Genomic DNA, 12028 nt, shown 5'->3' with positions numbered 1-12028 from the left:
CAGTCACAGCCGTTTGGCAGCCTCTTGAACGGCAGGCTTCAGCCCGTCCCCGCCCTCGCGAATATAGCCCAGCAATTGCTCGCGCATGCGGGGCTCCCAGAAATCGCGAATATGATCCGCGATCTTCTCGGCGGCCTCTCCGGGCTGGCTGTCAAAGAAGGTGGCGATCTGGTTGGCCATATGGACCATCTTGTCAGGCGACATCGGAAACCTCGGAACTCAGGCGTTGTGGATGTGAAAACAGGTCAAAGCCTTCGCCGCGCGCAAAGGCCGCAATGGTAATACCGGCGGCTTCCGCCAGACGCAGCGCATGCAATGTCGGGGCAGAGACGGCAATCAGGACCGTGCAGCCGGCCATCGCGCATTTCTGCACCATCTCGACCGAGATACGGCTGGTCAGCACCATGGCACCTTCGACCGGGGACTGACGTTGCAAGGCCATCGCGCCAATCAGCTTGTCCAGCGCATTGTGGCGACCCACATCCTCGCGCGCCAGAACGATACCCTTGTCGGGATGCAGGAATCCGGCGGCATGAACCGCGCGCGTGGCGTCATGCAAGGGCTGCCAGCCCTGCAGCAATCGCGTGGCATCGGCCACCTGCGCTGCATCCATCACCGGCCCCTGCCCTGTCAGATCGGGCAGATCGCGGATGGCCTGTTCCAGACTGTCGATGCCGCACAGCCCGCAGCCCACCGGACCGGCAAGGCTGCGGCGGCGCTGCGACAGCGCCGCGCCCCGGTCCTCGGCCAGCCACATCCGCACTTCAAGCCCCTGAGGATGAGGGACGATTTCATGGCTGCCAATTTCACCTGGGTCGCTGATGATGCCCTCGGTCAGTGAGAAACCGACCGAAAAATCCACCAGATCGGCGGGGGTGGCCATCATCACGGCATGGCTGGTGCCATCATAGACCATGGCCACCGCCGTCTCCTCGGGCAACACCCGGCGCAGGGCGCGCCGGGATCCGGGCCGGACGTGGCTGGCCGCGATTGCAGCCGAAGTCTCTGGCAGGGCCACGGCGCTACTCGGCAGCGGGCATGATGCGACGCGCCTGTTCTGCCTGCGCATCATAACGTTTCTGCCATTCGGTCGGGCCGTTCGAGGGGCTGATCTGCACCGCCGTCACCTTGTACTCCGGACAGTTGGTCGCCCAGTCCGAGAAATCCGTGGTCACGACATTGGCCTGAGTGGCCGGATGGTGGAAGGTCGTATAGACCACCCCCGGCGCGACACGATCGGTGATCGTCGCCCGCAGGGTTGTTTCCCCCGCGCGAGAGGCCAGACGCACCCAGTCTCCCTCACGTATGCCACGCTGTTCGGCGTCATGGGGGTGGATTTCCAGCAAATCCTCGGCATGCCAGACCACGTTCTCGGTGCGGCGGGTCTGGGCCCCGACGTTATATTGCGACAGGATCCGCCCGGTGGTCAGCAACAGCGGGAATCGTGGCCCCGTGCGTTCATCGGTGGCAACATATTCCGTGACGATGAAGTGCCCCTTGCCCGACACGAAGTGATCGACATGCATGGTCGGTGTGCCTTCGGGTGCCGAGTCATTGCAAGGCCACTGAACACTGCCCTTTTCTTCCAGCAGGTCAAAGCTGACCCCGGCAAAGCTCGGCGTGGTGGCCGCGATCTCGTCCATGATCTGGCTGGCGTGGGTGTAATTCCAGTTTGCCCCCATGGCATTCGCCAGAAGCTGCGTCACCTCCCAGTCCTCATAACCGTTCAGCGGTGCCATCACCTTGCGCACGCGGTTGATCCGGCGTTCGGCATTGGTGAATGTGCCTTCCTTTTCCAGGAAACTGCTGCCGGGCAGGAAGACATGCGCGTAATTGGCCGTTTCGTTCAGGAACAGGTCATGCACGATCACGCATTCCATCGCGGCCAGCCCCGCCGCAACATGATGGGTGTCCGGATCGGACTGCAGGATGTCCTCGCCCTGGCAATACAGCCCCTTGAAGGTACCTTCGACGGCGGCATCCAGCATGTTGGGAATGCGCAGGCCGGGCTCGGGGTCGATCTCGACACCCCATGCCTTTTCAAAGATCTCGCGCACATCGGGCAGCTTGACATGGCGATAGCCGGGCAGTTCGTGCGGGAAAGAGCCCATGTCGCAGCTGCCCTGCACATTGTTCTGGCCGCGCAGCGGGTTCACGCCCACGCCTTCGCGCCCGACATTGCCGGTCAGCATGGCCAGATTGGCAATCCCCATCACGGTGGTCGAACCCTGACTGTGCTCGGTCACGCCCAGGCCGTAATAGATCGCGGCATTGCCGCCCGTCGCATAGAGCCGGGCCGCCGCGCGCAGTTCATCGGCGGGAACGCCGGTCAGGGCCTCGGTGTTCTCGGGGCTGTGGCGCGGATCGCTGATGAAATCGGCATAATGCTGGAATTCATCCCAATCGCAGCGGGTGCGGATGTAATCCTCGTCCATCAGCCCTTCGGTCACGATCACATGTGCCATGGCGCTGACCACGGCGACATTGGTGCCCGGACGCAGCGGCAGGTGATGGGCGGCCTCGATATGGGCCGAGCGCACGATATCGGTCCGGCGCGGGTCCACGACGATCAGCTTGGCGCCCTGACGCAACCGCTTCTTCAGCCGGCTGGCAAAGACCGGATGTCCGTCGGTGGGATTCGCGCCGATGATCATGACCACATCGGCCTTTTCGACGCTGTCGAAATCCTGCGTGCCGGCCGAGGTGCCGAATGTCTTGCCCAGCCCGTAGCCGGTGGGCGAATGACAGACGCGGGCGCAGGTATCGGTGTTGTTGTTCCGGAAGACCGCGCGGGTCAGCTTTTGCACCAGATAGGTTTCTTCATTGGTGCAGCGGCTGGAAGTGATCACCCCGATCGAACGGCGACCGTATTTTTCCTGCAGACCGCGCATGCGATCGGCAGCGAATGTCAGCGCCTCGTCCCAGCTGACCTCGCGCCAGGGATCCTCGATCCGTTCACGGATCATCGGTTTCAGGATGCGGTCCTTGTGCTGGGCGTAGCCATAGGCAAACCGCCCCTTCACGCAGCTGTGGCCGCGATTGGCCTTGCCGTGCTTGTAGGGCACCATGCGCACCAGCTGATCGCCGTTCAGCTCGGCCTTGAAGGAACAGCCGACCCCGCAATAGGCGCAGGTGGTGATCACCGAGCGTTTCGGCGTGCCCAGTTCGATGACCGATTTTTCCTGCAGCGTCGCCGTCGGGCAGGCCTGGACACAGGCGCCACAGCTGACACAATCGGAATTCAGGAAATCATCGCCCGCCGCACCGGCACTGACCTTGCTGTCAAAGCCGCGCCCCTCGATGGTCAGTGCAAAGGTGCCCTGCACTTCTTCGCAGGCCCGCACGCAGCGCGAACAGACGATGCATTTGGACGGATCAAAGGTGAAATAGGGATTGCTCTCGTCCTTGGGGACATAGCGGGGATTGGCATCATCGACCGGCATGCGCAGACGCGCCTCGGCCTGACTGCGCGCCCCGGTGCCCGAAGGGTCGAAATGGTTGTCGCCGGGGGTATAGCGCACATCGCGCAGACCCACCTGCCCCGCCGCATCCTGCAGTTCGCAATCGCCATTGGCGGCGCAGGTCAGGCAGTCCAGCGGGTGGTCGCTGATATACAGCTCCATCACGCCCTTGCGCAGGCGCTTGATCTTCGAGGACTGGGTGTGAACCACCATGCCTTCCGCGACCGGAGTCGTGCAGCTGGCGGGCGTGCCCCGGCGGCCCTCGATCTCGACCACGCAAAGACGGCAGGACCCAAAGGCTTCCAGATTGTCGCTGGCACAAAGCTTGGGAACCATGATCCCGGCTTCGGCTGCGGCGCGCATGACCGAGGTGCCCTCGGGCACGGTCACCTCAAAGCCGTCAATGCTGAGCGTGACCGGCGCACCGCTTGCGGCGGGCGTTCCCATGTCACGGTCATCACCGGGCGGGAATTGGGGAATGACGAAATCCTTCATTCGGCGGCCTCCTTCCGGCAGGCGAAGTCATCGGGGAAATTCGACAATGCAGACATCACGGGGAAAGGCGTGAACCCCCCCAATGCGCAAAGCGAACCGTCCCGCATTGTATCACAAAGATCGGTCAAGAGCTCGGTCGCTGCACCGTCGCCTGCGGCGATACGGTCGATGGTCTCGACCCCGCGCACGGCCCCGATCCGACAGGGGGTGCATTTTCCGCAGCTTTCGATGGCGCAGAACTCCATCGCGAAACGGGCCATCTTCAACATGTCGGCACTGTCGTCAAAGACAACCAGCCCGGCATGGCCGATCAGCCCGCCCTCGGCGTCGAACTCCTCATAGCCCATCGGCGTGTGGAACTTCCCGACCGGCATATAGGCCCCCAGAGGACCCCCGACCTGAACGGCCTTGACGGGACGTCCGCTGGCCGTGCCGCCGGCGATGTCATTGACGATCTCGCCCAGTGTCATGCCGAAGCCGGCCTCGAACAACCCGCCGCGCCGGACATTGCCGGCGATCTGCAGGGTCACCGTGCCACGCGACCTGTTGTGACCGAAATCCGCGTAATGCGCGGCGCCCTTTTCCAGAACCACCGGCACCGTCGCCAGACTGATGACATTGTTGACCACGGTCGGACGGCCCATAAAACCTTCCAGGGCGGGCAGTGGCGGCTTGGCACGCACCACGCCGCGCTTGCCTTCAAGCGAATTGAGCAGGCTGGTTTCCTCGCCGCAGACATAGGCCCCGGCACCCACGCGGATTTCCATGTCGAAGGCGCGATCCGACCCCAGCACCCTCGGCCCCAGCATCCCCTGCTGGCGCGCGATGTCCACGGCGGCATTCATCACCTTGATTGCGTCGGGATATTCCGAACGCATGTAGACATAGCCCTTGGTCGCCCCCACGGCGAGGCCCGCAATGGCCATGCCCTCGATCAGGGTGAAGGGATCGCCTTCCATGATCATGCGGTCGGCAAAGGTGCCGCTGTCGCCCTCATCGGCATTGCAGACGATATATTTCTGCGATGCCTCGGCCAGCATGACCGTCTTCCATTTGATGCCGGTCGGAAAGCCTGCTCCGCCGCGCCCGCGCAAGCCGCTTTCGGTGACCTCATCGACGATCTCGCTGCCGCTCATGCCGATGGCGCGGCGCAATCCGGCCAGACCGCCATGGGCCTGATAGGCATCGAGGTCCAGTGGAGCAATGACACCGCAACGCGCGAAGGTCAGACGGTTCTGTCTTGCGAAGAAGGGAATTTCCTCGACAAGGCCGTGGCTTTCCAGCGTGCCGTCCAGCAGCGCGGGAACATCCTCGACCGAAACCGGGCCAAAGCCGATCCGGCCCTCGCCCGCATCCAGCTCGACCAGCGGCTCCAGCCAGATCATCCCGCGCGAGCCATTGCGGATGATCTCGACATCCATTCCGCGGGCCACGGCCTCATGCGCGATGGCCTCGGCCACCTCATCGGCACCCAGCGCCTTGGCGGCGCTGTCCATGGGTACATAAATCTTCATGCGCCTGCCTCATCCAGCAATTTGTCCATGCGTGCCCGATCCAGCCGCGCCACCACGCGATCATCCAGCATGGCGGCAGGCGCGCAGGCGCACATGCCAAGACAATAGACCGGCTCGACCGTGACCGAGCCATTGGCCGTGGTGTCGTGCCAGTCAATGCCCAGCCGGGCCAGCGTGTCGCGCGCCAGATCCTCGGACCCCATCGACTGACAGGCCTCGGCCCGACAGATCTTCAGCACGTGGCGTCCGGCCGGATTCTCGCGGAAATCATGGTAGAAGCTGACGACTCCATGCACTTCGGCACGCCCCAGATTCAGGATATCGGCCAGCACCGTGACGGCATTGGCCGGGATGAACCCGTATTCTTCCTGCAGGCGATGCAGCATGGGAAGCAGCGGTCCTTCCAACGACGCAAGCGGCGTCACAAGGGCGCGGATATCCTCATCACAAGGGAGTGTCGCATCGGAATGCGGGGCTGGCGGACACATTGCTGGCCTTTCAACTTGTTTGCCCAACCATTCTGCAGGCTTTGTCGATGCGAAATCAATATCAATATTTCGTCAATCGATAGAAGCTATCTATCAGAAACCATCCGTTTGGCTTCGATCAACAGGGCATTCAGAACCGGTGTATGCGGCTCGCGCCATGGCGCGACCAGCCCGACCGCATGGGTGGTTTCCGGCTGGGCCAGCGGCACCGCACGCAGCGGCTTGCCCTGGCTGAGAAATGTCGCGATGTCCTCGGGCAGGATCGTCAGCCAGCCGCCCTCCAGCACATGCGCCACCAGCACCACGGTCGAACTGGATTCCACCGTCGCCTGTGGAGTCACGCCCGCAGCGACCAGATTGCGATTTATGATGCGCCGGTTCTGCATGTCCGAGGTCAGCAGGCACAGACGATGCCCGTCCAGTTCCGGCCAGGTCACATTGTCCCTTGCGGCAAAAGGGCTGTCCTGCCCGCAGACCAGCATGTAGCGCTCGTCATACAGCGGCACGCTGCTGACCTTCCCCAGCGGCTCGTTGTCCAGATAGGAAATCCCCGCATCGATATCGAGATCGTCGATCATCTGCAGGATCTCGACCGATGTTCGCGACAGGATCGTGAAGCCGACATTGGGGTGCAGGCGCCCGAAACGGGCCGATATCTTGGCCGCCCAGGTCAGCGCCGTGGGTATCACCGCAATGCGCAACTGTCCCGAAAGTCCATGGCGCGTGGCGCGCATTTCCTCGCGCAGCTGGCGGGCATCTCCGACGATGCGCCGCGCCCAGAGCAGCGCGGATTGCCCCTCGGGGGTCAGGCCGCCATAGCGCGAGCCGCGAAAGATCAACAGCACGCCCAGCTGTTCTTCAAGCTGTTTGATCCCGGCGGACAGGGTGGGTTGCGTGATCCCCAGCGAAGCCGCCGCGCGGCCGAAATGCCCCTCTTTGGTGACAGCAAGGAACATCTCAAGTTTGTCGATCACGGCCCTCTCCGGTCTTGCGGCAATATCATCGCCAGCAAGACCCGACAGGGCCGCAAGGTCAAGGCCGCGTCACTCGGCAGCCGGGGTGGTCGAATTGCCTTCCAGCTCGTCCTTGCGCCCCAGCAGCCGGCGCATCAGCACATAGAACAGCGGAGCGAACAGGATCCCCAGCGCGGAGGCGGCCAATGTCCCGCCGATCACCGTGGTGCCGATGGTATTGCGGCCGTTGGCCCCCGCCCCGCTGGACAGCGCCAGGGGAAGAACCCCCAGGGTAAAGGCGATCGAGGTCATCATGATCGGACGGAAACGCTGACGCGCGGCCTCGACCACCGCCTTGTACAGCGGAACCCCGGCCACGGATTGCTCGCGGGCGAATTCGACGATCAGAATCGCGTTCTTGCCGGTCAGGCCGATCACCGTCAGCAAGCCGACCTGGAAGAAGACGCCATTGTCGAACTGCCCCACCCAGGCTCCGCCGAGCGCGCCCAGCACCCCGATGGGCATGACAAGGATGACCGCGAAGGGGATCGACCAGCTTTCATAGAGCGCGGCCAGGCAGAGGAACACCGCCATCAATGACAGGCTGTAAAGCAAGGTGGTCTGATCACCGGATTCGCGTTCTTCCAGCGACAGGCCGGTCCATGCCGGATAGAAGCCGCCGGGCAACTGGCTGACCAGACGTTCGATTTCAGCCATGGCTTCACCCGAGCTGACACCCGGCGCGGGGCTGCCCTGGATTTGCATCGAAGGCAGGCCGTTGTAGCGGTTCAGCCCCTGCGGGCCATAGGTCCAGTTGCCCTCGGCGAAATTCGAAAAGGGCACCAGCCCGCCACTGGCATTGCGCACGCGCCATCTGTCCAGATCGCTGGGACCGGAACGCGCGTCGGCCTCGCCCTGCACGTAGACGCGCTTGATGCGGCCACGGTCGATGAAGTCGTTCACATAGGATCCGGTCCAGGCGATCTGCAAGAGATTGGCCACATCGGTGGCCGTCACGCCCATGGCACCCGCCTTGCGCCAGTCGATGTCCAGTCGGAACTGCGCCGCATCCTCCAGCCCCGAAGGCCGGACCTGCGCGATCAGCGGGCTTTGCGCGGCCATCCCCAGCAGCTGGTTGCGCGCCTCAAGCAGTTGTTCATGGCTCTGGCCGGCACGCGCCTGCAGATAGAAGTCAAATCCCGACACATTGCCTAATTCGATCACCGAAGGCGGCACGATCGGGAAGACCAGCGCGTCACGAATCTGGCTGAAGGCCCCAAAGGCACGTCCCGCCAGCGCCTGCACGCCCTGCGCCGGTTCAAGCCGCTCATCCCAGTCCTTCAGGCGCACGAAGGCCATGCCGACATTCTGCCCCTGTCCGACAAAGCTGAATCCCGACACGGCAAAGACCGAATCCACGATTTCGTCTTCCTGCTCCAGCATATAGCTGCGCACCTGATCCAGGACGGCATTCGTGCGCTCGCTGGTTGCCCCTGTCGGTGCGTTGACCAGAACGAACATGATGCCCTGATCCTCATCGGGCAGGAACCCCTCGGGCGTGCGCAGGAAAAGCATCACCATCATCGCGCCAAGAGCGCCATAGACCAGCAACATGCGCAGTGGACGGCGCACCATCCAGTTCACCGTGCCGGTATAGCCGCGGGTCGTGCGGTCGAACCCCCGGTTGAACAGGCCGAAAAAGCCGCGTTTCTCGCCATGGGCCGGGCGCAGCAGCGATGCGCAAAGCGCCGGTGTCAGGGTCATCGCGACGACCACAGACAGCCCCATGGCCGACACGATGGTAATCGCGAACTGCTGATAGATCACCCCGGTCGATCCGCCGAAGAACGCCATCGGCACGAACACGGCCGACAGAACCAGCGCGATCCCGACAAGGGCGCCGGTAATCTGCCCCATGGATTTGCGGGTGGCCTCGCGCGGTTCCAGCCCCTCTTCTTCCATCAGGCGCTCGACGTTTTCGACCACGACGATCGCGTCATCCACCAGCAGACCGATGGCCAGAACCATGGCCAGCATGGTCAGCGTGTTGATGCTGAAGCCAAAGGCCGCCATGATGCCGAAGGTGCCCAGCAGAACGATGGGCACGGCCAGCGTCGGAATCAGCGTCGCGCGCCAGCTTTGCAGGAAGATATACATCACGATGAAGACCAGCACGATGGCTTCGATCAGCGTGTGGACCACCTCTTCGATCGAGATTTCGACAAAGGGGGTCGTGTCGAAGGGAATGACGTATTCGACCCCCTCGGGGAAGAATTCCGAGAATTCCGACATGCGCTCCTTGATGCGCTCGGAGGTATCCAGCGCATTCGCCCCCGGGGCAAGGCTGATCGCCATGCCCGCCGCAGGCCGGCCATTGTAGGTGGCCTCGGCGGCATAGCTTTCCGACCCGACCTCGACGCGCGCGACATCCTGCAGCAGGACCAGGCCGCCATCCTCTTGCGCACGCAGCACGATCTGGCGGAAATCTTCCGGCGAGGACAACAGCGACTGTGCGGTCACCGTGGCGTTCAGCTGCTGGCCTTCGACCGTCGGACGGCTGCCGAATGCGCCTGCTGAAATCTGGGTGTTCTGCGAGGACACGGCAGCAACCACATCCGAGGGCGCGATTTCATATGAAGCCAGCTTGGACGGATCCAGCCAGATACGCATGGCGTATTTCGAGCCAAAGACCTGAACGCTGCCAACGCCTTCGACGCGGCTGAGATCATCGACAAGGTTGGTTACCATATAGTCCGACAGGTCGGTCTGGTCGTAATTCTCGTCGCCGATCAGGCCGATCACCATCAGGAAGCCAGCGGATGACTTCTCGACCGTCACGCCCTGCCTTTGCACCTCCTCGGGCAGCAGGGCGGTCGCCTGAGACAGCTTGTTCTGAACCTGGACCTGCGCGATGTCGACATCCGTGCCGGTTTCGAAGGTCAGCGTCGTCGAGGATGTCCCCGATGAGGTGGCGCTGGAGGACATGTAGCGCAGCCCGTCCAGCCCGGTCATCTGCTGTTCGATGACCTGCGTCACCGTATTGGTGATCGTCTCGGCCGAAGCGCCCGGATAGGTCGCATTGACCGACACCGAGGGCGGCGCGATCTGCGGATATTGCGCCACCGGCAGGGTCAGGATCGAAATGACCCCGATTCCCATGATGATGATCGAGATCACCCAAGCGAAGACCGGTCGATCGATGAAGAAGCGTGCCATGAGAATCTCGTTCTGATCAGTGTCGGACGGGAAACCGGAAATCAGTTCCCGGCGGCTTCGGCCTGTGTATCATCAGCCTGTGCATCTGCGGGTGCTTGCGCATCGGCAGGCCCGGCCTGACGTTCTTCCGGGGTCACGGGCATGCCTGCGCCGACCTTCTGCAATCCGGCGACGATGATCCGGTCGCCATCTTCCAGCCCTTCGCTGACAACCCAGCGGTTGCCGTGATCCTGCACGATTTCCAGCAGGCGCTCTTCCACGATATTCTGGTCATTGACGACCATGGCCACGGGACGCCCGCGACGATCGCGGCTCACCCCTTCCTGCGGCGCGAGAATGGCGTTTTTCAACACCGCCTGCGGAATATCGGCCAGCACATACATGCCGGGCAGCAACAGGCCTTCGGGATTGCCGAATTGCATCCGCAGCGTCACCACTCCGGTCGTTTCATCGACATGGGGCTCGGCGGCAGTCAGCGATCCGGTATTTTCATAGACCGAGCCATCGGCCAACCGCAGCTGCACGGTGCGGTCAGCCCCCGGTGCCAGCGCGGCTTCGGCACCCTTGCGCTGCCAGCGGATGATCTCGGCTGCGGATTGAGTCACATCCACACGCACCGGGTCAATGCGTCGGATCACCGCCAAAGGCGTGGCCTGCCCGGCAGTCACCAGGGCACCCTGGCTGACCAGGGCAAGACCGATCGCGCCATCGATGGGCGAGGTGATCGTGGTGCGATCCAGGTTGATCTGCGCGGCCAGCACCTGTGCCTCGGCAGCCTTGACGGCGGCGTCCGCAGCATCGCGCGCGGCAATCGCGCTGTCCAGCGTCTGCTGGCTTGCGACCCGGCGTTCACGCAGTTCCATGACCCGATCCGCCTCGCGCTTGGCATCGTCAGCCTGTGCGCGCGCCTGTGCAAGGGCGGCCTCGGCCTGAGCCAATGCCGCCTCGTAGCTGCGCGGGTCGATGTGATACAGAGGATCGCCCTCGGCGACCTGACTGCCCTCTTCGAAGAGACGCTCGGTGATCAAGCCGCCCACCTGCGGACGCACCTCGGCTTCTGCCGAGGCCACGACCCGGCCCGGCAGGCTGGCGGTCAGCGTGACATCCTGTGCCTTCAGCGTCACCACGGTCACGGCCGGCGGCGGGGCGTCTGCGCCCTGCGACTGGGCCATTGCCGGCAAAACAAGTGTCACAGCTGCGGCCATCCCGGCCAGCGCAAAGGTTCGGATCAGCGTTTTCATGCCGTCGGGTCCGCCTGGGAAAAGGGTTCAGATATTCGTCATGCTTGCTGCGCCGGTCGCCAGCGCGTCGGAGGCAGATATAGCAGCCCCCTCCTCACGACAACCACCTCGGCCCCAAATGAATGCCTGGGTTGCAAAAATTGCAACACTTCGTGAGGCCACACCGACTTGACAAGATTTTCTCATCCCGCCAATGATCCGCGGCATGGGGCCGTAGCTCAGTTGGTAGAGCGCATCGTTCGCAATGATGAGGTCAGGGGTTCGATTCCCCTCGGCTCCACCATCAATCCAACATGATCAGATGATTCGTCAGCCGACGCAAGTTTTGCCAAGGCCGCGGATATCGGCCGACACGGTGAACGCCCTGCGGCCATGACAGCAGCGCGGATTGCCGGGAAACATGCATCTGTCACGGAAACGCCACTGCCCGAACCCAACATATTTCCACATCCTTGCTGGATTTTGTTGGTGCGGTCGAGAAGACTCGAACTTCCACTCCGGTTAAGGAACAGCGACCTCAACGCTGCGCGTCTACCAATTCCGCCACGACCGCATCCGGGCAGTGCGGCGGGTCTTAGCCCAGTCATCCGAAAATGAAAAGAGGGATTCTGCACCGCGCCGCCATTCACTTTCGGCCCGCTTGCGCTTGACGGCGGCAGC

Annotated in this window: 8 protein-coding genes and 2 tRNA genes; 1 reads left to right on the top strand and 9 read right to left on the bottom strand. The window is 63.1% G+C overall.

What is annotated here, in order from left to right; genetic code table 11:
- Positions 1-3: 3 nt before the first annotated feature.
- From JHW44_RS04530 to JHW44_RS04495, 8 genes are all read right to left on the bottom strand, one after another.
- Positions 4-204, bottom strand: coding sequence for a formate dehydrogenase subunit delta (locus JHW44_RS04530; RefSeq protein ID WP_089343213.1), 201 nt, complete (start codon positions 202-204; stop codon positions 4-6).
- Positions 194-1012 carry a formate dehydrogenase accessory sulfurtransferase FdhD gene (fdhD, locus tag JHW44_RS04525; RefSeq protein ID WP_245846853.1) on the bottom strand — a complete coding sequence of 273 codons (819 nt, stop codon included), beginning with the start codon at positions 1010-1012 and terminating at the stop codon, positions 194-196. The genes JHW44_RS04530 and fdhD overlap by 11 nt, the downstream gene beginning before the upstream one ends.
- Positions 1013-1022: 10 nt before the next feature.
- Positions 1023-3956, bottom strand: coding sequence for a formate dehydrogenase subunit alpha (gene fdhF, locus JHW44_RS04520; RefSeq protein WP_089343214.1), 2934 nt, complete (start codon positions 3954-3956; stop codon positions 1023-1025).
- The gene (locus JHW44_RS04515; RefSeq protein WP_089343215.1) at positions 3953-5470 is read right to left on the bottom strand and encodes a formate dehydrogenase beta subunit; all 1518 of its coding nucleotides are present in this window, start codon (positions 5468-5470) and stop codon (positions 3953-3955) included. Before JHW44_RS04515 ends, fdhF begins: the two co-directional genes overlap by 4 nt.
- Positions 5467-5958 (bottom strand): formate dehydrogenase subunit gamma, encoded by a 492-nt coding sequence (locus JHW44_RS04510; RefSeq protein ID WP_089343216.1) that lies wholly within the window; start codon positions 5956-5958, stop codon positions 5467-5469. The genes JHW44_RS04515 and JHW44_RS04510 overlap by 4 nt, the downstream gene beginning before the upstream one ends.
- An 86-nt stretch (positions 5959-6044) precedes the next feature.
- On the bottom strand, positions 6045-6932 hold the full coding sequence (locus JHW44_RS04505) for a LysR family transcriptional regulator (protein ID WP_089343217.1): 888 nt from the start codon (positions 6930-6932) through the stop codon (positions 6045-6047).
- Positions 6933-7001: 69 nt separating this feature from the next.
- Positions 7002-10127, bottom strand: a complete 3126-nt coding sequence (locus JHW44_RS04500) for an efflux RND transporter permease subunit (protein WP_089343218.1) — start codon at positions 10125-10127, stop codon at positions 7002-7004.
- A 41-nt stretch (positions 10128-10168) separates the two neighbouring features.
- The gene (locus tag JHW44_RS04495; protein ID WP_089343219.1) at positions 10169-11368 is read right to left on the bottom strand and encodes an efflux RND transporter periplasmic adaptor subunit; all 1200 of its coding nucleotides are present in this window, start codon (positions 11366-11368) and stop codon (positions 10169-10171) included.
- Between the two features lie 207 nt (positions 11369-11575).
- Between JHW44_RS04495 and JHW44_RS04490 the strand changes: the two genes are divergently transcribed.
- Positions 11576-11651 (top strand) — tRNA-Ala (locus JHW44_RS04490).
- Between the two features lie 183 nt (positions 11652-11834).
- Here JHW44_RS04490 and JHW44_RS04485 read toward each other — a convergent pair.
- A tRNA-Leu gene (locus JHW44_RS04485) sits at positions 11835-11921 on the bottom strand.
- Between the last annotated feature and the right edge of the window lie 107 nt (positions 11922-12028).

Origin of the sequence: Paracoccus seriniphilus, from assembly GCF_028553745.1 — a bacterium.
In the GTDB taxonomy this organism is placed as follows: domain Bacteria; phylum Pseudomonadota; class Alphaproteobacteria; order Rhodobacterales; family Rhodobacteraceae; genus Paracoccus; species Paracoccus seriniphilus.
This window is presented reverse-complemented; position numbering and strand designations above follow the sequence as displayed.